At 47.1% G+C, this 24,413-nt stretch carries 18 protein-coding genes and 1 pseudogene; 10 read left to right on the top strand and 9 right to left on the bottom strand.

The window, feature by feature from the left end; genetic code table 11:
- Nucleotides 1-254: 254 nt before the first annotated feature.
- Complete coding sequence (locus B9T62_RS24490; protein ID WP_245864668.1) at nucleotides 255-2,951, top strand: glycoside hydrolase family 9 protein; 2,697 nt, start codon at nucleotides 255-257, stop codon at nucleotides 2,949-2,951.
- 30 nt (nucleotides 2,952-2,981) lie between these two features.
- A complete protein-coding gene (locus tag B9T62_RS24485; RefSeq protein ID WP_087920416.1) occupies nucleotides 2,982-5,966 on the top strand; it encodes a glycoside hydrolase family 48 protein in 2,985 nt (994 codons plus the stop codon).
- 138 nt (nucleotides 5,967-6,104) lie between these two features.
- Here the strand turns inward: B9T62_RS24485 and mnmA are convergent, their stop codons facing one another.
- A complete protein-coding gene (gene mnmA, locus B9T62_RS24480) occupies nucleotides 6,105-7,226 on the bottom strand; it encodes a tRNA 2-thiouridine(34) synthase MnmA (protein WP_087920415.1) in 1,122 nt (373 codons plus the stop codon).
- 276 nt (nucleotides 7,227-7,502) lie between these two features.
- Here mnmA and cymR point away from each other — a divergent pair, with 276 nt between their 5' ends.
- Nucleotides 7,503-7,922 carry a cysteine metabolism transcriptional regulator CymR gene (cymR, locus tag B9T62_RS24475; protein WP_087917675.1) on the top strand — a complete coding sequence of 140 codons (420 nt, stop codon included), beginning with the start codon at nucleotides 7,503-7,505 and terminating at the stop codon, nucleotides 7,920-7,922.
- Nucleotides 7,923-8,633: 711 nt separating this feature from the next.
- On the opposite strand, the gene B9T62_RS24470 is transcribed toward cymR, so the two are convergent.
- Both B9T62_RS24470 and B9T62_RS24465 read right to left on the bottom strand, forming a co-directional pair.
- Nucleotides 8,634-9,515, bottom strand: a complete 882-nt coding sequence (locus B9T62_RS24470) for a glycosyltransferase family 2 protein (RefSeq protein WP_087917674.1) — start codon at nucleotides 9,513-9,515, stop codon at nucleotides 8,634-8,636.
- A 469-nt stretch (nucleotides 9,516-9,984) separates the two neighbouring features.
- On the bottom strand, nucleotides 9,985-10,206 hold the full coding sequence (locus tag B9T62_RS24465; RefSeq protein WP_087917673.1) for a helix-turn-helix domain-containing protein: 222 nt from the start codon (nucleotides 10,204-10,206) through the stop codon (nucleotides 9,985-9,987).
- Nucleotides 10,207-10,334: 128 nt separating this feature from the next.
- Here B9T62_RS24465 and B9T62_RS41865 point away from each other — a divergent pair, with 128 nt between their 5' ends.
- The 6 genes and pseudogenes from B9T62_RS41865 to B9T62_RS24440 all read left to right on the top strand — a co-directional run bounded on the left by B9T62_RS41865 (nucleotide 10,335) and on the right by B9T62_RS24440 (nucleotide 15,410).
- Nucleotides 10,335-10,511 (top strand): DUF7667 family protein, encoded by a 177-nt coding sequence (locus tag B9T62_RS41865; protein ID WP_425436600.1) that lies wholly within the window; start codon nucleotides 10,335-10,337, stop codon nucleotides 10,509-10,511.
- A 473-nt stretch (nucleotides 10,512-10,984) separates the two neighbouring features.
- Nucleotides 10,985-11,410, top strand: a complete 426-nt coding sequence (locus B9T62_RS24460) for a MarR family winged helix-turn-helix transcriptional regulator (protein WP_087917672.1) — start codon at nucleotides 10,985-10,987, stop codon at nucleotides 11,408-11,410.
- Between the two features lie 621 nt (nucleotides 11,411-12,031).
- Complete coding sequence (locus B9T62_RS24455) at nucleotides 12,032-12,676, top strand: SDR family oxidoreductase (RefSeq protein WP_087917671.1); 645 nt, start codon at nucleotides 12,032-12,034, stop codon at nucleotides 12,674-12,676.
- A gap of 133 nt (nucleotides 12,677-12,809) precedes the next feature.
- Nucleotides 12,810-12,953 (top strand): annotated as a pseudogene (locus B9T62_RS24450) (oxidoreductase); the annotation flags it as partial.
- A gap of 82 nt (nucleotides 12,954-13,035) precedes the next feature.
- Nucleotides 13,036-14,058, top strand: coding sequence for an NADH:flavin oxidoreductase/NADH oxidase (locus B9T62_RS24445; protein ID WP_087917670.1), 1,023 nt, complete (start codon nucleotides 13,036-13,038; stop codon nucleotides 14,056-14,058).
- Between the two features lie 593 nt (nucleotides 14,059-14,651).
- Nucleotides 14,652-15,410, top strand: a complete 759-nt coding sequence (locus B9T62_RS24440; protein WP_245864667.1) for a carbohydrate-binding protein — start codon at nucleotides 14,652-14,654, stop codon at nucleotides 15,408-15,410.
- A 528-nt stretch (nucleotides 15,411-15,938) separates the two neighbouring features.
- On the opposite strand, the gene B9T62_RS24435 is transcribed toward B9T62_RS24440, so the two are convergent.
- The 6 genes from B9T62_RS24435 to B9T62_RS24410 form a co-directional block, all read right to left on the bottom strand.
- Nucleotides 15,939-16,118 carry a hypothetical protein gene (locus tag B9T62_RS24435; protein ID WP_087917668.1) on the bottom strand — a complete coding sequence of 60 codons (180 nt, stop codon included), beginning with the start codon at nucleotides 16,116-16,118 and terminating at the stop codon, nucleotides 15,939-15,941.
- Nucleotides 16,119-16,362: 244 nt separating this feature from the next.
- Nucleotides 16,363-17,463 (bottom strand): GerAB/ArcD/ProY family transporter, encoded by a 1,101-nt coding sequence (locus tag B9T62_RS24430; RefSeq protein ID WP_087917667.1) that lies wholly within the window; start codon nucleotides 17,461-17,463, stop codon nucleotides 16,363-16,365.
- A gap of 30 nt (nucleotides 17,464-17,493) precedes the next feature.
- Nucleotides 17,494-18,672, bottom strand: coding sequence for a Ger(x)C family spore germination protein (locus tag B9T62_RS24425; RefSeq protein WP_087917666.1), 1,179 nt, complete (start codon nucleotides 18,670-18,672; stop codon nucleotides 17,494-17,496).
- A gap of 9 nt (nucleotides 18,673-18,681) precedes the next feature.
- The gene (locus tag B9T62_RS24420; protein ID WP_087917665.1) at nucleotides 18,682-20,199 is read right to left on the bottom strand and encodes a spore germination protein; all 1,518 of its coding nucleotides are present in this window, start codon (nucleotides 20,197-20,199) and stop codon (nucleotides 18,682-18,684) included.
- Between the two features lie 292 nt (nucleotides 20,200-20,491).
- A complete protein-coding gene (locus tag B9T62_RS24415) occupies nucleotides 20,492-22,198 on the bottom strand; it encodes a GMC family oxidoreductase N-terminal domain-containing protein (RefSeq protein ID WP_087920413.1) in 1,707 nt (568 codons plus the stop codon).
- Between the two features lie 10 nt (nucleotides 22,199-22,208).
- Nucleotides 22,209-22,868, bottom strand: coding sequence for a hypothetical protein (locus B9T62_RS24410; RefSeq protein WP_087917664.1), 660 nt, complete (start codon nucleotides 22,866-22,868; stop codon nucleotides 22,209-22,211).
- A 282-nt stretch (nucleotides 22,869-23,150) separates the two neighbouring features.
- Here B9T62_RS24410 and B9T62_RS24405 point away from each other — a divergent pair, with 282 nt between their 5' ends.
- A complete protein-coding gene (locus B9T62_RS24405; RefSeq protein ID WP_245864037.1) occupies nucleotides 23,151-24,239 on the top strand; it encodes a nucleotidyltransferase domain-containing protein in 1,089 nt (362 codons plus the stop codon).
- Nucleotides 24,240-24,413: the final 174 nt, after the last annotated feature.

Below are 24,413 nucleotides of genomic sequence, written 5' to 3'. Positions count from 1 at the left end.
AAATTTAATAGATTATTTACTGTAAAATTATAGTATTTTTAATTTGAGTATGGTATATTTTGACATAGGGTGACACATACCCTGCAAATGATCCCGAAAGTGAGGTGAAGCGTCTGTTTTATGAAATTCGCCGAGTCCAAACCCTGGGGAGGTGGGCGAAGCGAATCAAGTTCTTTTTTCTTGCAGATTGGCTGAAGAGAGGAGAAAGGGAAATGAGCAAATGGGTAATGAAAAGCGGAATTTTATCTTTCAGTATGTTGTTAACGCTTACATTAGGGGCGGACGTTCTGATTCATCCCGGGGTGACCCAAGCAGCGGCTGCAGATTACAATTATGCCGAAGCGCTGCAGAAATCCGTTTATTTCTATGAAACACAAAGATCTGGCGCACTGCCGGAGAACAACCGTGTGGAATGGAGAGGGGATTCGGGACTCAGTGACGGGGCCGATGTCGGCCACGACCTGACCGGAGGCTGGTATGATGCCGGTGACCATGTCAAATTTGGTCTGCCGATGGCTTATACCTCTACCATGTTGGCGTGGTCGGTCTATGAATATAAGGATGGTTATCAGCAGTCCGGACAGCTGGAAGAGATCTTGGACAATATCCGTTGGGCGACCGATTATTTTGTCAAGGCGCACACCGCCCCGAACGAACTGTGGGGACAGGTGGGCAACGGTACGGCTGACCACAACTGGTGGGGGCCGGCCGAAGTGATGCAGATGGCAAGGCCTGCTTACAAAATCGATGCAGCACACCCCGGATCGGACCTGGCGGCGGAGACCGCCGCAGCCCTGGCTTCGGCGTCCATTATTTTCAGGGATTCCGACGCAGCGTATGCGGACAAGCTGCTGCTGCATGCCAAGCAGCTGTATAATTTTGCCGACCAGTACCGTGGCAACTACTCGGATAGCATCACCGATGCCCAGCAGTATTACAAATCATGGAGCGGGTATGCGGATGAGCTGAGCTGGGGCGGCATTTGGCTGTATCTCGCTACAGAGGATGAGGCCTATCTGGACAAAGCGATTGCCGCCAGTGATCTGTGGGGAACCGACCAATCGGGGAACTGGGGGTATCAGTGGACCCAATCCTGGGATGACAAGCATTATGGCGCTCAGCTATTGTTGTCCCGCATTACCGGCGATCCTAAATTCATCCAATCCACGGAACGCAATATGCAGTATTGGACGACAGGTGTAGGAGGCAGCAGCGGTGACCGGATCACCTATACACCCGGCGGGCTTGCGCATCTTGATCAATGGGGCGCACTGCGCTATGCGGCCAACCACGCGTTCCTGGCCTTCGTGTATTCGGATTGGGTCAGCGATCCGGCGAAGCAGGCTACGGCGCGTTCATTTGCCGAAAGACAGATTACGTATATGCTGGGCGATAATCCGCGGAACAGCAGTTATGTTATCGGCTACGGCGATAATGCGCCTCAGCACCCGCACCACCGGACTTCGCATGGCTCATGGGCGGACAGCCAGACTGTTCCGGTGAATCACCGTCACATTCTGTATGGGGCGCTTGTCGGCGGACCCTCCAAGACCGACAGCTATACGGATTCCATTGGCGACTATGTTTCCAATGAAGTGGCGACGGATTACAACGCGGCATTTACAGGGGCACTCGCCAAAATGATGCTGCTCCACGGTCAAGGGCAGCAGCCACTTACGGCGTTCCCTCCGGCGGAGACACGCGACGATGAGCTGTTCGTAGAGGCCGGGATCAATGCCAGCGGCAGCAACTTCGTGGAAATCCGCGCGCTGCTGAACAACCGCTCCGCCTGGCCGGCGCGGGTGACCAATCAATTAGCCTTCAATTATTATCTGGACCTCAGCGAAGCCGCTGCGGCGGGATATGGCCCTGAGGACATTACGGTTACAGCCGGAGGCTACAACCAGGGAGCCGTTGTATCCCAGCTTCTGCCTTACGATGCAGCCAATCATATCTACTATACCAAGGTGGATTTCAGCGGGACCCCCATCTATCCAGGCGGCCAATCTGCTTACCGCAAGGAAGTTCAGTTCCGTATTGCGGCTCCGCTGAACACGGCGTTCTGGAATAATGCGAATGACTTCTCCTTCCATGGTATTGCAGCAGGTGGTGCATCCCCTGTGAAGACGGCGAATATCCCGGTGTTCGACAATGGAGTGCAAGTATTCGGCGAGCTGCCGTCCGGCGGAAGCAATCCAGGAGAACCGCAAGTCCCCGCACGGCCGACGGGCGTAGTGGCGGTGGCCGGTGACACTGCGGTTCAGCTGACTTGGAATGCCGTAAACGGAGCTTCCGGGTATACCGTTAAGCGGGCAACAACCAGCGGCGGACCTTACACTGAAGTAGGCAATGTGACTTCAACAACCTACAGTGACAGCGGGCTTGTCAACGGAACAAGCTATTATTACGTCATCACTGCTTCTAACAACGTAGGAGAGAGTCTGCCTTCGGTGCAGCTTAGTGCAAAGCCGAGTGAGACGCCTCCTTTACCTACAGGTGCCTTGAAGGTACAATACCGGACGAACGATACGAATGCCGGGGATGCGCAGCTGCGGCCCCAGTTCACAATCGTGAATACGGGAACAGAGGCCGTAGCACTAAGCGGGTTGAAGCTCCGCTATTACTTCACGGTGGACGGAGACAAACCGCAGCAGTTCCACTGCGATTATGCAGTCCTGGGCAGCGGCAATGTCAGCGGCAGCTTCGTGAAGCTGAATCCATCCGTAACAGGGGCGGATTATATGCTGGAAATTTCTTTTGCTGCGGGTGCTGGCAGTATCGCTCCGGGAGCGGACAGCGGCGAGATTCAGATCCGCACCAATAAGACAGATTGGACCTCGTACAACGAGAGTGACGACTATTCGTACAGCGGGCTCCAGCAAGCTTTTGCCGATTGGGATAAAGTAACTTTGATTCAAGACGGAACACTTGTGTGGGGCATAGAACCATAATCTATCTACGAGAGGGAGCTTACCCATATGATGAAATTGAGCTTAATGAAGAAGCCTATTTCTGCAATGTTAGCCCTAGTCCTTTTACTCTCACTCACGACTAGCCTATTTACTGTTAGGCCCGGCACAGCCAAAGCCGCTTCAGCGGAGGAAACAAGGTTCCTGCAATTGTATGCACAGCTCAAAGACCCGGCGAACGGCTATTATTCGGCGGAAGGCATTCCTTATCATGCGGTAGAGACGCTGATGAGCGAAGCGCCCGATTACGGGCATATGACCACCTCGGAGGCCTATAGTTATTGGATGTGGCTTGAGGTGTTGTATGGGAATTACACGGGCGACTGGAGCAAGCTCGAGTCGGCTTGGGACAACATGGAGAAATACATTATTCCGGTCAATGAAGGCGACGGGAAGCAGGAACAGCCTACCATGAGTTATTATAATCCGAATAGTCCGGCTACTTATGCAGCAGAGCATGCACAGCCGGATCAGTATCCAAGCCAGCTTAGTGGCAAGTACGCGGCAGGCAAAGACCCGCTGGATGCCGAGCTCAAAGCAAGCTATGGCAACAACCAGACCTACCTGATGCATTGGCTGGTCGATGTGGACAACTGGTACGGCTTCGGCAATCTGCTGAACCCAACACATACAGCCGCTTACGTAAATACATTCCAGCGTGGTGAGCAAGAATCCGTCTGGGAGGCGGTACCACATCCATCCCAGGACGACAAAACCTTCGGAAAGACAAATGAAGGCTTCATGAGCCTGTTCACCAAGGAGACTAGCACACCTTCCGCACAGTGGCGCTACACCAACGCTACCGATGCCGATGCCCGGGCCGTTCAGGCCATGTATTGGGCCAAGGAGCTAGGCTACAATAACAGCGTATATCTGAATAAAGCCAAGAAGATGGGCGATTATCTGCGCTATGGCATGTACGACAAGTATTTCCAACAAGTCGGCAGTGCAGCCGACGGCACTCCTGCGGCCGGTACCGGCCAAGATTCCAACCAATACCTGCTCGCTTGGTACACCGCATGGGGCGGCGGGCTGGGATCGACGGGCAATTGGGCCTGGAGAATCGGTGCAAGCCATGCCCATCAAGGCTATCAGAATGTCGTAGCGGCCTATGCCTTGTCCAATCCGGACGGGGGGCTGATTCCGACTTCTGCAACAGCAGGCGAAGATTGGGGCAAGTCCCTAAAGCGCCAGCTGGAATTCTATAACTGGCTACAATCCAGTGAAGGCGCCATTGCCGGTGGGGCAACTAACAGCTACAACGGTTCTTATGCCGCATACCCAGCCGGAACCAGCACCTTCTACGGTATGGCCTACGATGATGCTCCTGTATACCATGATCCACCATCCAATAACTGGTTTGGAATGCAGGCCTGGAGTGTTGAACGTGTAGCAGAGCTGTATTATATTCTCGCTGCCAGCGGCGACACCACTTCCGAGAACTTCCAAATGGCGAAGAAGGTTATTCAGAAATGGGTGGACTGGTCCACCGATTATGTCTTCGCAGGTGAGCGTCCAGTGACGGATGCGGAGGGCTACTATCTGAACAGCCAAGGCAACCGCATCCTGGGAGGAAACAATCCTGATGTGGCAACGGTCTCCGCACCGGGCGAATTCTGGATTCCGGGCAATGTGGAATGGCAGGGTCAGCCGAACACCTGGACCAGCTTCAGTCCTTCTTCCAGCAATACCAACCTGAAGTCGATTACCAAGAGCCCAAGCCAGGATACAGGCGTGCTGGGAAGTTATATTAAAGCGCTTACGTTCTATGCCGCAGGTACAGAAGCCGAGCTTGGCAGCTACAACACGCTGGGCGGAGAAGCACAGCAACTGGCCAAATCTCTGTTGGATACCGCTTGGGGCTACAATGACGGCATCGGCATTGCAACCACCGAGCAACGTGGTGATTACTCCCGTTATTTTACCAAAGAAGTGTATTTCCCAAGCGGATGGACCGGCACTTTCGGTCAAGGCAATACCATCCCGGGATCGTCAACCGTAGCCTCTGATCCGGCTAAAGGCGGAAATGGAGTCTACGCCAGCTATACAGATATCCGTCCCAATATCACTAACGATCCTGCCTGGGCGTCCCTCCTGGATAAATACAATACGTCCTACAACAAGGTGACGAAGCAATGGGAGGACGGTGCGCCGGAATTCACCTATCACCGTTTCTGGTCACAGGTGGATATGGCAACCGCTTATGCAGAGTACGACCGTCTGATCAACAACAGCAGCGGACCAGTAGAGCCGACAGCACCGAAGGCTCCAACTAAACCGACAGCCGTCGCTGGTGACAGTAAAGTCGATTTGAGTTGGAACAATGTATCCGCTGCAGACAGCTATACGGTGAAACGTGCCGCAGCCAGCGGCGGTCCTTACACTGCTGTAGCAACGGTGACGCAGGCTGTTTACAGCGACATTTCAGTAGTGAATGGAACCACCTATTATTATGTGGTCAGTGCCTCCAACAGCATTGGCGAGAGCGCGAATTCGCCTGAAGTCAGCGCCACACCAACTTCGGTACCGGTGCCGACTGTAGGCGATCTGGTGGTGCAGTACCGCACCAATGACACGAATCCCGGCGATGGCCAGTTCCGCCCGCAGCTGCGGATTGTGAACAACGGCACCACGGCGGTTGCGCTTAGTGATGTGAAGCTGCGCTACTATTATACGATTGACGGTGAGAAAGCACAGCAGTTCAATGTGGATTATGCCACCGTGGGCAGCAGCAATGTGCTGGGCTCATTCGTCAAGCTGACCCCGGCTAAGACCGGAGCGGATTATTACGTGGAGGTCTCCTTTAGTTCAGGCGCAGGAACACTGGCCCCAGGTGCCAATACGGGAGAGATCCAGCTGCGGATCAACAAGACGGATTGGAGCAATTACAGCGAGGCTGACGATTATTCCTACGACCCGGCCACAACCTCGTTTACAGACTGGAACCGTGTACCCCTGTACTTGAATGGGACGCTTGCTTGGGGACTTGAGCCTTAAGGCCTTCAGTGCTCTGAGATAGGATAATCTGCTGAAAATATGAAATGGGGACGCTCCTCAGCCTAACAAACAGGCTGGAGGGGCGTCCCCTTTCTTCTATGACAACCGAACTGTATCGCTAGTGAGCTTAGATCACACTTAAGCCTGCTCTACAGGCACAACCTTCTCGGCGTATTCAATTGTTCCTCCGCCCAGACACAGCTCACCTTGATAGAAGACAACGGCCTGGCCGGGAGTGATCGCTTTCTGTGGCACATCGAAGGCTACATGCACCGTTCCGTCCTCGCGGGCTGTGACCGTCACCCCTTGGTCCGGCTGGCGGTAGCGGAACTTGGCGGCACATTTCAGCGGCTGCGCGCCTAGGGCGCTGCCGTCCATCCAGTTGACACCGGAGGCTACCAGCCCAGTGGAATACAGGCTGGGATGCTTGTCCCCCTGCACAACATACAGGGTGTTGGTACTAAGGTCTTTCTCGGCGACGAACCAAGGCTCGCCGTTGCCCGAGCCGCCGATGCCCAGACCCTGACGCTGGCCGAGCGTGTAGTACATCAGCCCATCATGCGGGCCTTTGACTTCCCCGGTTGTGATATCGACCATGCTGCCTGACTTGGCCGGCAGATATTGGCTGAGGAACTCGCGGAAGTTGCGTTCGCCGATGAAGCAGACGCCGGTGCTGTCTTTTTTCTTCGCGGTTGAGAGACCCGCCTCCTCGGCAATTCTGCGCACCTCCGGCTTGGGCAGATGACCGATTGGGAACATCGCCTTGGAGAGCTGATATTGATTCAGCGCGTTCAGGAAATAGGTCTGATCCTTATTCCCGTCCACGCCGCGCAGCAGCTTGAAGATACCGTCTTCCTCGACAACACGCGCATAGTGGCCTGTAGCGACATAATCCGCACCCAACTGCAGCGCCTTGTTCAGGAATTCCCCGAACTTGATCTCGCGGTTGCACATGACATCCGGGTTCGGAGTCCGCCCAGCCTTATATTCGTCCAGAAAATAAGTAAATACTTTATCGAAGTATTCCTTTTCGAAATTAACGGTATAGTAAGGAATATCAATCTGCTCGCAGACACGGCGGACATCCTCGGCATCGCTCTCGGCTGTGCAGACGCCGAATTCGTCGGTATCATCCCAGTTTTTCATAAAAATGCCGATTACCTCATAGCCCTGCTGCTTCAGCAAAAGCGCCGTAACCGAGGAATCGACTCCTCCGGACATGCCGACAACGACACGTGTATCCTGAATTGCTTTTGTCATTGTAATCACCATTTCTGTGCACAAAATACCGGAATTCATGAAACACCCGGCTCAAAAGGTATTATAACACAACTGTCCGCCGCAAACCGCTCCTGAAAGTGCCAAATTCCCGCAAAACGCTGATCCTACTGACAAAATGTCCATCCGGGGTGAACAATCCACTAAAAAGTTACGTTTTGTTCTCCAAATCCGGCAGCAGATATGATAACATAAACTAAGAGCAAGCATCGGAATACCTAGATATGATCGTTCCACTAAACCGAAAGAGGTGCCCCTTTGAAAATATCGACAAAAGGACGTTACGGATTAACCATTATGATGGAGCTGGCGCTGAAATTTGGCGAAGGCCCAACCTCCCTAAAAAGCATCGCTGAAAAAAACGGACTCTCCGAGCATTATCTGGAGCAGCTGATTGCGCCGCTGCGCAACGCCGGGCTTGTCAAAAGCATCCGTGGAGCCTACGGCGGCTATATCCTGGCCCGTGAGTCCGCAACCATTACAGCCGGAGATATCATCCGCGTGCTGGAAGGCCCGATCTCCCCGGTGGATTTCACGGAAGAGGATGATCCCGCCAAACGCGACTTATGGCTGCGGATCCGCGACGGCATTGCCGATGTGCTGGACTCCACCACGCTTTCCGATCTGATTAACTTCAAAGAGGAAACGCATGCGGATAATTATATGTTCTATATCTAATTGTAACTTGCTCTATTGTTGCTAAATATGCTGTTACATCAACGTTTTAGCCTCCTTATGGAGGCTTTTGCTTTAGGTGAAATCCCATAAAAAATCACGTATCCTGCAAAGTGCTCATATTTAGGACATCAGAGAAGTGGTTTTTTATTTTTTGATCAGCGTTCATCTGCATCTTCTGAGTGACTTTAATCAGACGTGCCATGCGTCCGCGCATGTGCTGCGGATTGAGCGGATAACCATCGGCTCTGCTAAATAAAAAATGGTTGGCATCATCTATCGGGACGATTCTTATTGATTTAGTAGTCTTCGGCGTAGTGAGTTCGTATACTTCGAAGCAGTTAAGATATCAGTGATTTCAGCTCTATCTAAGTAGTTTTCCTCAATGAGTTGATCCTTATTTTCAATTTCTTCAACCGTTGTTACTTTCACCGGTATAATAGCATCAACGGTTGGGTTCTCTGCTTGATGCTATGAGCGCGGTCAGCGGCGCAAAATCTCAAAATTGGTCGGAAATGCTTAAGGAAAATGAGACTAAAAGGAACGCAAAAATCTCCAGACTCCATCAAGATAGCTGGTGCCCATTTTGTTCGGGAGAGATTTGAGTTTAGAGCATACATAAAATGACCCGTCAGGCAGTAGCCCGACGGGATTTTCTTTTTGCCTTCACGTCTTTTTTGAATGCATCAACTATTTGACGAAGTTGGCTACATATTACAATGGAACTCTTGATATACATCTGGATAGAGCCATTGTGAATAGATCCTGGTCGAACACATGGTATTGTCGATTTTGATCAAGCAGCCAATTCGCAAAACCTGCAGCTGTTCGATAGTTATCAAAATCTTCAGAATTAACCCCATACTCAGCTAATTTAATCATTATTGCGTATTCCTCATCCGATAATTGAATGCCCAGTTGAGAAAGTTGTCTCTGACGGATTCTTCGTGCAGAATCATCTTGTATTATCCGGTGTTTATTGGACACTTGTCCTTCATGAGGCCGATAGTACATTAAATTGTGAGGGAGATTCGCGAATTTCGCGCTTGAGGAAAGCCTGTTCCACAGTTCGTAATCCTCTGCATGAGGGTAGTTATAATCATACCGAATCCCGAGACGATCTATCGAACTTCGGCGCATCATAACGGAAGGGTGTAGAATGCAGCATTGAAATAACAGCCAGACCTTAATTTCTTCGTGATGCATAGGATTTAACTTGACAGGCCCGAGATAGTTCGTTGTATATCCTGTTCCGCAAATATCTATGGTGGGATTCTGGTCCATAAAATAAGACTGAACTTCCAAGCGATTTAGTGCTGCAACGTCATCGCTGTCCATACGGGCGATGTACTCACCTTGGGCCAGATCGAGTCCTTGATTCAGCGAAGTGACAATACCCATATTCTCAGTATGAAATATCTTTTTTACTCTAGTGTCTTTTATTTCATGTACAAATCCTGCTGATCCATCTGTTGATCCGTCATCGATTATTATCAATTCTAGGTCGTTTAGCGTTTGCAACAAGATTGTGTTAACTGCTTCTTGTAAATAGATTGCGTTATTGTATACCGGCATAATTACAGTTATCCTTGGCACCCAGCATCCCCCCTAGTTCGGTATGTCTCATCAATACGTTATGATGAAACAAACTAATAAGCGACAGGAGGAAAGAAAAAAGGCATATGGTCGGTGTGTATTTGCTTACACGATAAACTCCGTAAACACTGGACTCCGCAGCATGCCGGATTTAGCCCAGTTCCTCATACTCACGGCCCGAAGCCTGGGAACCAAGAGTAAAAACTCCTTATTCTCACCTATTTGGAAGTGATTTAATGGAGTTAGGTAATGAATTCTACTGAACTCACAAAATAAATTGTTGCTTCATCATATTCTGGGGTCAACTTATCAAGAGTCATTGGTTTCGGATCTTCAAGTTGTATCACTTTCATTTTTTGAATGCGTTCCCCATCCATTCGTTTTTCAGCAATCAGACGATATCTGTTTTCCTCGACCTTTTTTCAACTTGCCATAATAAATCCTCCCTTAGTTTGCCTCCAACAGCCTTTTAAACTGACGGGGCATCTTCGTCTTCTATGTACTCAATGAGTTCTCCGGTGCTAACCTTGAGGTGCTTACACAGCTTGTTTAGCGTCTCCACATCCAAACGCTTCGATGTGTCATGATATAGACCAGACACCGTATTGATCGCAAGGCCCGTCTCCGCTGCAAATCCTCGGATAGTCTTATGCTGCCGATCCATAATCTCTTTGACATGGCTGATGATCACGGACAAGTCTCCTTTTCCAAAAGTATACAGCAGCAAAATAAATGTATCAACTAGCTCATGCGCGTATCAACTTCCTGATACGTCTTGCCTATGATGTATTAGGATGCTAATACAAGGAGCGATGATCTATGTTGCCCGTACACTTACGCCTAGCGGAGATATTCTACATTAATATGGCCGGACCGCTTACCATAGAGGAAGCAAAGGAGTTGCAGTATTGTCTCCGGGAAAACGCACGATACTGCTGGGATTGCCTCATGATCGATAACCAATCTAGGCTGACGGGAAGGGTGCCGAAAATGTAGAGGAAAAAATAACGAAGAAAATAACAATTACGGCGAATGACTTCGAATGGAAGCGATTTTTAAGCTCTAAATTTAACGATATTAATTGTGAATATTGAGTGCTGAATATATCCGAATAGGTGCGAATATCAAAATAAGATGTTTTATATATAATTAGAATTTCGTCTGATTGGTTTAAAAAAATTCGATGGATTCCACTGGTTGGAGATACACAAGAACACTTCAAAAAAATAGATTATAATGCCATTAAGCATATAAATTAGGCTATACATTCTAAGGAAATTCCAAATATTGAATAATTGTTCGACTAAAAAGCGGCTAACCAGATTAGCCGCTCTTAGTGTTAATCAGGAGTCATCGTGGAAAGCGATAATCCTTTCAAGTGTTATATGTGTTTTGACCGTCCCGTTTAAGCTTGATACAATAGGATAGACTATGTGTTAATACTCTTGTATAGATTGGGGGGTCTAAAATTGCAAAATAAAAAAGACCTTTTAGATATATGGTTGTCTTTGTCTCAAATCTATTCCAATGTAACTGACAAATTGGAACAAGCTCTGCTGCAAGAATATGATTTATCTTTGAAGGAGTTTTATGTATTGAATTTCATATCTAAGTCAGAGGATAAAGAATTACGATTACAGCAACTTCAGGAGAGGGTGGGTTTAAGTCAAAGTGCCACCTCAAGGCTCGTAGTAAGAATGGAAGCCAAAGACTGTGGCGCTCTGGAAAGACATATATGTGAGGATGATCGGCGAGGTATTTATACTCGAATTACGGAACTAGGCGAAAATAAATATCAGCGTGCACTACAAACCTTTAATCAGGTTCTAGAATCAGAACTTCAAAAAGAAGATTTGAAGTCGGAATTTCAAAATATTACTCTAAAATTGTTTTAAAACGTTATTTTTTCACTATATGAAAGGTACTCACAGAAGATTCTATGAGTGCCTTTTTATTAGCTCACTTCATTCATTATTTCTGTGTGATGCTTTTCGTAATAGCACAGAGAATTGTTACTACTTAGGACCCTGCGAGGGTATAGAAGGTTACTCGAGAAGGTTATGGGATCGCGCTACCTTAACCCAAAACACTCCCCCTTCTGGTAACCCACGTCCTAGCGGACCGTATAGCTCCTATTTCCTCATTTCTGCGCTGGTTTGGAATCTAACGGACCGCATAGCCTCTATATCGGAAAAACAGGCCCTAACTAGTGGTTTTTTGCCTGAATAGAGGCTCCTGAGTCCGTTAGACCTGCAAAACAGCCTTTTTTCAGCAAATAGAGGCTCCTGAGTCCGCAATAATCTGAAATTTAAGTGCAGGTTACTGGCGACGGCCTTCCTTTGTTATTCTTAGCCTATGACGTGCTTAAGCATTCGGTTACGGCTGAAACTATTGGTTTTGTCGTGAACAAGCCAGCCAATGTCATGATCAATGACGTTATTGTTGCCCTTACTGCCCAAGAATGGTGATATTCAAGTTAATGGGGAGTGGAAAATTCACTAATGAGGAGTGATTAGATGAAGGTTTTGGTGGTAGGATCAAATGGACAAATTGGACAACGCCTCATCCAACTTTTGAAAGAAAGCAAAAAGCACACAGTCCGCGCGATGGTTCGAAAAAAAGAACAAGCCGATGTATATGAAAAACAGGGCGTCGAAACGGTTCTTGCGGACTTGGAAGGGACGCTTGACTCCATTGCAGAAGCCGCCAAGGGCTGTGATGCCATTGTGTTTACGGCTGGCTCGGGTGGAAGAACGGGAGACGATAAAACGCTATTGATTGATCTGGATGGTGCCGGAAAAACAATTGATGCGGCCGAAAAAGCAGGCATTGAAAGATTTATCATGGTCAGTGCAATTCAGGCGAATAACCGAGAGAACTGGCATGATAATATCCTCCCGTATTATGCAGCGAAGCACTATGCGGATAGAGTGCTGGAAAGCAGCAGTTTGAACTACACAATCATAAGACCTGGGATTCTTTTGAATGAATCCGGTACGGGAAAAGTGTCTGCTGCTGAGAATATCACCTATGGAAGTATCCCTCGTGAAGATGTAGCTCATGCCATTTTGGCTGCTTTGGATGAGAAGCACACCTATAAGCGTGCGTTTGACTTGATTGCCGGTGACGATTTGATTGACGATGCATTGAAAAAAGTCTGAAAATGAGGTTACAGTAAGGATCCGAAATATAAAGAGTTATTGACACCATTCACATTAAAAAACGGAGTCACTTTGAAAAACAGGGTAATCCAGCGCTGCCAAGCGAGGGGGAGCACCTTTGGATATGGTTAGTGCGTTTGGGGAGACGACGAAACGTGCGATAGAAGCAGGGTTTAACGGTGTTGAAATCCACGGAGCGCATGGCTTTCTCATTCAGAATTTCTTTTCTCCGTTTTTCAATCAACGGACAGACCAATGGGGAGGAACTCTTGACAAATGAAATAAACATGTTATTGTATATGCGTGTGCATGCATTTTGTTTGCTTATTTTACTTCAAAAAAAGAGAGGAGTCTTTCTCATGAAAGATATATTTAGTCCCTATACAATTAAAGGTTTGGAATTGAAAAATCGTATTGTGATGTCACCAATGTGTCAGTACTCGGTTGACAACAAAGATGGTATTGCCACAGATTGGCATTACCTGCATTATGTTAGCCGTGCGGTAGGCGGCGCCGGTTTTATCATGATTGAAATGACAGATGTAGAGCCGGATGGCCGTATCTCCGATTTTGATCTTGGTTTGTGGTCAGATGAACAGATTCCTGCTCTCAAACGGATTGTAGAAGCTTGTCACAGTTACGGTGCCAAAGTGGGGATCCAGATCGCGCATGCCGGACGCAAGGCGGAAGATGCTGAAGTTCCTGTAGCGCCATCTGCCATTGCATTTGATGAAAATTCAAAACAACCTCGTGCACTTACGACAGAAGAGGTTAAAGGAATGGTGGAGAAATTCCGCACTGCTGTAGCTCGCGCTGTCAAGGCTGGATTTGATACCATCGAACTTCATGGAGCACACGGTTATTTGATTCATCAATTCCATTCTCCGCTTACAAACAAACGGGAAGATGAATATGGTAAAGACCTTACCCGATTTGGTCGGGAGATCATTCAGGTAGCCAAGGCCGAGATGCCTGAAGACATGCCTCTCTTGATGCGTATTTCGGCCAAGGAATACGTTGAGGGCGGATATGGCATTCAGGAAAGCATTGCTTTTGCCAAGGAATATCAAAAAGCAGGGGTAGACATGTTTGATATTTCATCCGGCGGTGAGGGACCCATAGCTGCATGGGGCAGACCAGGAACTCACGCAGCGTATCAAGTCCCCCTGGCAAAAGATATCAGAAAAGCTCTGGATATTCCGGTGATGGCCGTTGGAAGACTCGATGATCCAATTTTGGCGAATGCAGTTATCGGAAATGAAGAAGCTGATCTGGTTGCTGTGGGCAGAGGGATGCTGAGAAATCCTTATTGGTCACTGGAAGCCGCATCAAAATTGAGAAAAGAAACTGCAATCCCTACACAGTATACTACAGGATTCTAAGACCGACTGTATGCTGCATAGGCTTATACGATATTATATGAAAAGGAAATAATAACAAGATGACAACAACTCGTGTTTTAAGCATTCGAAAAAACAACCATGCAACGGAGGGAGCTCCAACCGCACGATGTATTAATTGAAGTGGATGGTCTGAGAATTGCCTTATTTCTTTGATTCTCCAAGCTGGAACACCAAGAAGGAGATAACGGTCAAAGCTATTCAGCAAATTGCAGCGAAATTCATTATGGACTCGCCTAAAGATATAGCTTTTTAATAAAATCCCTTGAGGCGAATGTCGATTGCCTTTAAGGGATTTTTTTTGCGATAATTCCCTCTATTTGGACTTTTTATGACAAAATATACCATTACTTAATATATAAAATATGTTACTTATTTACTATTTACATATAGTTCAGCTAAAGTTATTGTATTAATGGGAAAGGAAAATATTAACTTTCCGAAAATTACAATTTTGTTTCAAAGTGTTAAAGGAGGGATGAAAGAACAATAAAGTGTACAAATGTATGTCTTCCTTGTCGGCTCAGACTCAGGTGTGAAAATTTAAAATTAGAGGAGTGAGAACTGTGAAAGCAATGAAAAAACTATTTGCTGGATTGATGATGTTTACTCTGATTTTTGGTTTATCCTTTGTTGGATCGGCATTTGCCAGCGGTGATGAGGTCAAGCTTATTGACTCGGATGTCAGCGTTATTTATAAACCTGGATATGTCGGATTCAGCGGCAATATTGAAGTTGCTAATCTGGGACCCGTGAAGAATGTGATTGTCCATTACACGACAGATAACACAAATTGGCATGATACGAGTGCGTATTATGTAGGGCCGACGGATGTAAACCATGAGAAGTGGCGTTTTAGCATTTCCACAAATGGTTCTACAACAGATCATTCCGAGTTGAAGAATCTGAGCTTCATAAAATTCTCAGTCAAATACGAAGTGAATAACCAGACCTATTGGGATAACAACGGGTCAACGAATTATTACAATGAAGTGAATAGTACAGTTCCCCTAAGATCCGTGATTTTGGGATCACCCCATGTGCTTAACGCCAATAGTACTCTGAGCAATGGTGAATTTAGCGGAAATATCTATGTGAAAAACCTGAATCCGACGAAAACAGTAAAAATACTGTACACAACGGACGATTGGGCAACGACTCATGAGGGCTACGCCACTTATAATGGCTCCTTGAATAATTTCAATAGTGTTGAAAACTGGAACTACAGTTTCAATGTTCCGGGTGCTACAAATGTTAAATATACGATTTCGTATATAACTGGCGGGCAAACGTATTGGGATAATAACTATGGCCATAATTACGAGGTATTCTAATTCATTTTAATATACAGTTAATAGCAGGATCACAGGCGGCTTATTATTCCGCTCTGTGATCCTTTTCTCTGTGGAGACCGTTTTTCAATTCCGGTTGAAATTAGAAAAGTCTCAATTATAAATGATGAAAACACAACAAATCTCATTTGTAGTAGTCATTTATCTCAAAGGGACTCTGAGCACTGGGTCGGATCATTGATGAACGAATACAAGTATACGGTACTCGATTTGGGGCGTTTGACGAGTAGCCTAACAATGAAATCGCAGAGGTGCAGGCCCAAATTGACGCTCTGCAAAAATAATATACCCAACTCACGGGGTCTCGCCAAAGCTGGCGGGGCTTTTGGTGTTGAGGAGATGGAGGGAATAGGATGGATGAACAACGGATCAGGGAGATTGTGTGAGAGGAAATAGCTGCTCAGAGATCTGATACGGTAACCATTACAGTTAATTCGCAGGAGATCGGCAGAGCAGCCGTAAAAGCGATTAATGGACAACAGCGCAAAGCTGGCAATCACCGATTGATGTTTAATCTTTATCAATGAGTTCAAGCTTCTCAAGGATCTTGACCGTTGTTAAAGCTGACAACTTAATAGCCAGTTCTATATTACCAGTCAGAACTCCTTCATCTTCCAATGTGCTTTTATTCTGGGAAAATACTTCTTCAGTTACTTCGTCTATGAGTCTAATGACCACTTCTTTATTCAAAATGTTACCTCCTTTCTTCTAAAATCAAGCCAAGCAACCTACGTTAACCTTTAACTATTCGACAGGATGGGAGGTTTTTCCTCTGGAACACCAGTTCTAAAATCATCAAAAGGAGGATGAGCTTGTAGTGATGTTGGTAAAATAGCAGCTAATTGAAGAGACTTGAGTAGGTATTCGGTCTTTTTCGGTTGAGTTGCTTTTTTCTATTCCGTCAATCGACTTTAAAGAGAGAAGTTTTTGGCATCTATACCGGAGTTGATCTATTCTGTTGTCTCCATTTCCCGACGATAAGCAAGAGCAAGGGGAGACCGATCATATTGACGGGCAGCACGAACGGCACCCAGTAACGGTTCAAGTAATGCCCAGTTGCCTCCGTAACATTTTGGGGAATTAACGCAAACACAAAAATGACCGGAGCAATGAACCAGAGCATGACCCTCCAGTTGCGGACACGCAAAAATTGGGCGGTTCCATAGCACGCGATGAAGAGATAAACGGACAATTTGATGAACACGCTGGCGATCCATATCACGACTGGAATGGCGTCGAAATTATCAATAAAACCGAATAATGAGATTTTTTTGGTCATTTCGAAAAAAGGGTACCACATCGAAGGGGAAAGATTGACTCCGATGACAAAGATGATCATCATCGTGGTTATCAATACAAAGAAAGTTGCGGTCATGGCTGCTCCGAACGCATAAGGCGCTCCTTTGCGTGGCTTATTCATAAATGATGCGAACATGAGATATTCGACGGAATGACCGAGGTATGAGGCGGGTGCCAGCGCGCCGCTCAGTATTCCCTTTATTTCGCTATCTGCATAGACCGGAAGGATGTTCTTCCAGTGAATGTTGTTGAGGCTCGCGATCAGGACAAGGCAGATCATTAGCAGAATGATCGGACCTAGAAACTCGCTGCAACGGCCGATGCCTTCGATCCCGCCATAAGCCGCATAGACGATCAACAAGACCATCAGGAGCATGACCGCTTCTATGGGCGTCCCTTGAAGCAGCATGATTTGGACCAAATCGGAAAATTGGCGGAGAACGATTGGAATGATTGTATACCATTGGACCAAATAGATTACGACCACAGCTTTTCCAAGCCAAGTACCGAGAATGGTTTGACTGTATTCGATTAAAGTCTGTCCGGGGTAGAGATGCGCGGCTTGTGTTACCAGCCATGTGACTAGCAACGCGATGCATCCGGCCGCGACAATGGAAATCCACGCGTCCTGTTTCGCGGCCAGCAGGCTTGGGGTAAGTGTCATGACCAACGTCATCCCCAAGTCCATGCTCGTGATCATCCAGAAAACCTGGATACCCGTTAATTTCATCTTCATGGTGAACCCCTTCTTTTCGTTTGGTGGTGGTTAGTCCGTTTTTCTTAAATGTGCGGGTGCTTGCGTTTTGCCCATTCGTTTGATCTTGATGTTAACATCGGCGGTCACGGGAACAACGGGATAAATATCAGTCCACTTATTTCTTATTTTTTTCCAAACATAAGGATGCTCAATGTGGATTTCCTCTCCAATCCCGAAGATATCTGACTTTAATTTTTTTTGCACATGCGCTAACATACTCTGTATCTCGGTTTGGATTTGTTTAGACAATTCTGTTTCCAAGAGTCTCATATTATTGCTTCTGCTAAAGTCCAGACTCGTATCATTATCGATCACTCGGACCGCCGCATGAAAATTGACCCATACTTCTGGAATTTCATTCCTTACGGAAGTGTGAATCTTCTTGCCGCTTTGCATCAATTCGACGCCTATGGTCCCCTTATATTGTTCGTCTTCCGGTTCCAATTGCAGAGTGAACCTCATCTGTTGGGTTCCTCCCATCCACCAACGCAATAGTTTCAATTCAGCGGGGGCCAGAAATCCGGACAATTTATTTCCCTGGTAAACCGCAGCTCGGTCGATTGAGAAGGTTTCCCTATCGGTGCCTTGATGAATAATCCTAATGGCGGCGGTCACCGGCGATCTCCCTTGCGAAGATAGTGCATTAAGAAATTCGTCCATTTTGACGGCAAAGCTAACTTTGCTGGATTGGATTTTGTTGATGCCGATACCTGGAATGAGCTCTAGCTGATAGGGCTCGTTCAAAATTTCTTTGGCTGTGCTTCCATAAGCCGTCACCACATAACCGTTGTATCGGCTCTCGGGTAACCGGGTATACGTATCGAGTACTTGATTTAGGCCATGCCGAGCACATTCTTCCCCAATCACGATGACTCCTCTGTGCCCGAAATAGATGACACGAGACAATTGCTGCTGCAATCGCCCCGTAGCTTCCGACGCGTTGCTGCCTTTGGCGGAGATGACGATGACTGATTTCTTGCCGCTCCCCCCGGCCTGCACGGCACTGGGAATACCCGTGGGAAGGGCAATCTGCAGGGTAATTTCGAGCTGTCCATCATCGGTGATATCGAGTCCGCTGGCCATGACCAATGCAAGATCGTCCATCTCTTTGCGGTCCCAGCAGCCGGTCATCAATCCGAGGAAGACGAGAATAATCAAGCATCTACATGCCATTAAAGCTCTGGTCATTTTCTTTGCTCACTCCAGTCGTTGCTTTGTATGATGATGCCGCCTTAACAACATCCGCCACGGGGCTCTGAATAATGCATCTGCTAGTCCGGAGAAGCTAAACGGTGCGATCGGCGTCATATAGGGGACACCAAAGGAATTCATGTTCACCAGATGGATCAAGACGGCAATCAAGGACACTACAACACCGTATAAGCCAAAACTTGCGGCGAAGAGCATGAGTGGAAACCGCATAATGCTTATCGCCTGGCTCATGCCAGGATTGGGAATGAGGAAAGAGGAAATTCCTGTAATGGATACGATGATGATTTGGGGAGCGGAAATAATGCCTGCTTGAACGGCAGCCTGCCCGATGACAAGCGCACCCACGATACTAATGGTCTGGCCGACGGGACGGGGAAGACGGACCCCTGCCTCGCGGAGCGCCTCAAACGTCGTTTCCATGATCAAAGCCTCCACTATTGCCGGAAAAGGCACGACTTCCCGTGCCGCTGCAAGGCTCAAGGCCAAGCTTGTAGGGATCATTTCGTGATGGAAGGTCGTAACCGCAATATATAAGGAAGGGAGCGCGATCGCAAAAAAAGCGAATAGATACCTCAGCCATCGCAGCATCGTAGCGTAAATGAAGTTCATATAATAGTCCTCCGCCGTCTGAAACCCGAACCAGAACGAAATGGGCAGAACGAGAACCATCGGCGAACCATCAATGAGAAGGACTACCTTGCCTTCGACCAGGGAACCCGAAACTAAATCGGGCCGCTGGGTCGACTGAATGACGGGAAAGGGTGAATTGGGATGATCGCTGATCAATTCCTCAATATAGCCGGATTCCAGTATGCTGTCCATGTCGATGCTTGATATCCGTTTCTTCACCTCTTCGACTACGCTCTGCTGTGCTATATGCTCAATGTAGACAATCGCCACGTCGGTCTGGGAAAGTCCTCCTACACAGAGCTTCTCCGTCTTCAGCAGGGGCGTGCGGATTCGATGGCGAATGAGGGCGAGGTTGATGTCGAGCTTTTCGATAAATCCATACTGCGGACCGCGAATGACGGCCTCTGAAGTCGGTTCCTCCAACTGGCGATACAGCTTGTCTTTGAGTCTAAAGGAGAACGCCTGCGTGAAGGATTCAACGAATAAGACGACTTCTCCTTTGACGATGCGTTGAACAATTTCATTCATGTTCAAGGCGATTTGGGGTTGGACGATAGAAGCTAATTTAAATTTCAGTTGTTCATAGAGCTGGAGAGGGCTGTCAATAGAAACGGATTCATGCAGCATCAAGGGCTCCAAGAAACCGATGTCCCAAAGTTGATTGTCGACCAAGACATCAAAATAAACGACCATGCTAGGGATGGAGCCGAATATATGTAGCCTGCGCACCACAAAATCGGAGCAATTGGCGAACAATTGATTGATGACCGATTCGTTGTCGTCCAACTTATCGGATATCTTCGATTCGATTGCATAATCAAGTTCCTTTAGTTTTTTTTCGAACGGATCAGATACTCCTTTTTTCGCTTTCATATTCCACCCCTTTCCAAATTAACCTTCCCTATCCTCTATTGGATTATTCGAAATAAAGCACACTAAAGAACAAGAAATAGGGCTAACTCTCAGGTCTTTTTCAGACCTTTTGAGATAGCCCCTTGGCGGGTTGAAGGGTATACTTTCCTGATCGTCGAGCATACTTTTGGCATAACTAACGAATAAATGCGAAAGGACGTGAGCAGATGAGATTTTTTGGAAAGGCCGTCGGCTTTTTATTTATTGTCGCTTTATCAGGAGTGGTCCTTTATTATGCCGTCTCGACAGGCGGTTAAGCAAAATATTTGGTGGCGATTTTTTCTGCTGTTCGAGTGGCAAGTGCCTGTGTCGTCAGCGTCGGATTCGGACCGCCGATTCCATTGAAATGCACGCTGTTATCGGCAATGAACAACCGCTTGACTTGAAGAGTCTCACAGTTCGTATCGGTGACATATCCCATCCGCATCGTGGATTCGAGATGGAGCATGAAGCTGAAGGGTAAATCCGAACGGATAATCTTTTGGGCCCCGGCTTGGCGCAGCGTTTCGGAAGCATATCTGGCCAGTTGATCACGCCTTTTCAGCGTCTTGGTGCTAGGGGTATAATGAATGACCGGAATCGGACCGTTCTCGTCTTTCAACAGCGGATCGACCTCCACCCTGTTGCGATAGAGAGTATCATCATCCGTAAGGAGCAGCATACTCATCGTCCGGGTATAGTTCATCATCAGCTCTTTCAGCTGAGGTCCAACGACCCGGCCGCGAATATCCCACGGCGCTCCCGGCTCCGGCGGGTTAAGGGCGTCATATCCCGCTTCGCTGAATCCGTATGTCAAATAGGACATCAATCCTGGGCTTAGGCAAGAAATTTGAAAGATTCCGATTCCTGGGATATCGACTCGGGCTCCCGAGGTATGACCCACATACGGATACACAGACGGCATGCCCATAATACTCATGAGATCTTTTTCAGCAAAAACGCCTGCAACCCAGTCGAAGCAATGATTGGTTAACCCTCTTCCTACCCATGCGTTGTGAGGCAGCCCGGAATTCAGCCAAAGGCGCGGCGATTCGATGCATCCGGCAGCCATAACAACTGTTCTGGCCGTCAACTCGCCGATTTCTCCTGTCCATGTATCCCGAAATTGCACGCCTGTCGCGCGAAGTCCTTCTTTCGGATCTTGCGCCGTTAAGATTCTGATTACGAAGGAATTGGGCCGAATCGCGACGTTACCGGTTTTGAGAGCGAGCGGAACGTAGCTGACAAGGGTACTTCGTTTGGCGATTCGGTCAACCGAAGGACCGACTGAGCATCCGTTCATGCAATTCCCCTTCAAAGTGCATCCTTCCATGTTGGATAGTTGCTCCAACGAGTAATTGGGATCCATCAGATGTTCGTTGGTCGGCAGAATAGCATTCGGATTTGGGCGGTATCCCGGAGTCGTAACGTTAAGAGTTGGATTAAGCGGCCATCCTGCTTTTTTGGCGCCATAGTAAAAAAGCTCTTCTTTGGGCGTTGTAGGCGCGAACTGGACAGGCAGTGTGGCTTCGACTTTCTCATAATAGGGAATCAGCTCACGGTAGCTGATCGGCCAAATATTATCAACCGCAGCGGGAAAAGCGCGCGGCGACTGACCCCAATAATGTTGGGTCGTTCCTCCTACTCCCGATAGCTGCCAGACGTCACCTTTCTGACGCATGACCCGGTGCCAAGGCGTGCGGCGGCGATCGGCAGGCCCAAAGCGAAATACACCGGATACCACATCGTTCATGTTGTTTTCATACGCGTTGTAGATCTTCTTGTATATCCCCACATCCAAATCATTATAGTCGGAGCTCCATTCCTTGCCGCGTTCGCTATTTGGATTCTGCCATTGTTTGTTTCCGTACCAGGGTCCGGCTTCAAGTACCAGCACCTTCAACCCAACTTCCCCGAGCTCCTTGGCCGCGACAGCGCCTCCGCCGCCAGACCCGATGATGATTACGTCGGCATCGTACATCTCATCTGCATTATACAATAGTGGATTCCCCTCCTTTTCGCTCAATAGTCAACAAATAACCGTGTAGGGCGCGATACCCGGGAACAACGCCAGGGTATCCCACCTGTTTCCAGCTAATCGGAAAATATTCCAGCCTCCGTTCCGTGGGGGTCGCAAGCCGGGTCGTCCCGTAAGCAGACCACTCCGAGTAATTTCCGAACATCGTCTGCCTGTTTAGAAAATCCACCATAAACCGGAGAAAACCTCCATCGTCTCGGTAGGGGGGCGGCAAGGTTCCCAGATCAACATTCAATTGTTCCAGCATGGCGAGTACCCGAATCCGATCAGCCTGGGAAAGTGAGGAGAACGGACTGCACCCCCACTTCGAGTAGTTAGGAGCATGCTGCGACTGTCCCGAGGCAACGAATTGAACGGCGCCTGCATTGAGCATCATGGCGGTAGAAGCGGATAGCGGAACGACAGTCAGATGGAATCCTAGAGCAAGTGAAAGGCTGTGATCCAATTCCCAGATCATATACTTGTGAATGCATAAATCAACGGCACCTGCCGATGGCTCTGCCCCGAACACGCAAGGCACAGCTGTATGTGGAACGATCGCTTCAACAAGCGCTAGGAACGTTGCGAAGGTATGGGCATCGACGGTTGCGGCATAGTCTTGGGCTGTATGCATAATTTATCCCCCTTTATGAAAATAGAATTTATATGTTTTGTCAGCCTATAGAATTCCGTATGGATTATATCTATTCATCACGATTCTTATTAAGACACTGCGAAATTTTCAGCATTAACGCAACTTCGGTCAGCACCGCCGCAATTAAATCGGAGATGTTTTGTTGGTATAGATTGAATATAGATAAAGTCGGGATACTTATTATAACAATCTGCTTATAGAATAAAATCAATAAGGGGAATAAATGCTCATCTTATGGTGGAATGGAGAGGGGAAAGGGATATGGATATGGATGATGTTAATAGACAAAAGATTTTAATTAAAAATGAAAAACTTATCAGCATGGTTATTGAACGTGCTAAGAGAGATTTTCCTGAGGATATTGCAATCATTGGGCTTACAGGTTCTTTTAGTACCGGAGATTTTCATGAAAAAAGCGATCTTGATTTAATTATAATTAATAACGAGAACCAAGGCTGGGGTATATCTTCGTGTTTTATACTTGAGGATATTGGATACGATATTTATTGCACTCCATGGGAAACAAGAATAGAAGATGCAGCGAATCTCGAGAGTCAGAATATTTCGTGTCTGGTAGATTTACAAATACTATATTGTGCCAAACCCGAATATATGGAAAAGTTCAATATGTATAAACAGAGAGGGCTCGATACTTTAGCAAAGCCTATAGGGAAAGAATGTATCAGCAGAGCGAAAAAGTGCATAGACCAAGCAAAACAGGAATATGCGAATGCATTACTTTCTGAAGATATAGGAAGCGTAAGGTATGCTTCATGCGAAGTTTTAAGTAATCTGGTCATTGCTCTAACAAATTTGAACAATACCTATTTTAAACGGGGACTTAAGAGATATCTGGAAGAAATGGGTACATATCGTTATATTCCTGAACATTTTGAAATTATATATATGGCTGTGATAGATGCCAAGACTATCGATGAAATCAGAAGTGCATCCTATACATTTCTGAAAAGCATCAATGATTTATACAATAAAATGTATAAGGATTTTGTGGTGCCACCTGTCCCGAACTATGATAATTTGGGGGGCACCTATGAGGAATTGTGGTCCAACTACCTCAATAAGATGTTAGCAAGTGTAGAATTAGCTGATAAATCTTATGCCTATCATGCAGCAATGGGCATACAAAATTTTCTTGATGAAATGACGGAATCAAGGGGAACAAAAAAGTTTGATTTAATGCAGTATTTTGATTCAGATCATCTTCATTTATTTAAAGATCAGTTTCTGCAGGCCATGGATGAATATCTGGAAGAATACAACAGGGTAGGGAGGAAAGTCGAACAATACGATACTTTCGAGCAATTATATAATCGATATATGATGGTGTAGCTGTTTCGTAGCTTATTAAAGATATCTAATCATCCAATAATTCAGGAAGGTTTCAAGCTCTAAGCTTGAAGCTTTTTTGTTTGCGAAACATGACCTCCATGTTCTTATCAGGAGTAGTCCAGTGGGCTGAGTATTTAGTTAGAAGAGCCCCTATTCATAAGAATAGTTAAGAAT

Origin of the sequence: Paenibacillus donghaensis (assembly GCF_002192415.1) — a bacterium.
Classification (GTDB): Bacteria; Bacillota; Bacilli; order Paenibacillales; family Paenibacillaceae; genus Paenibacillus_AQ; species Paenibacillus_AQ donghaensis.
Note: the sequence above shows the minus strand (reverse complement) of the source record. Positions and strands in the feature narration are given on the sequence as shown.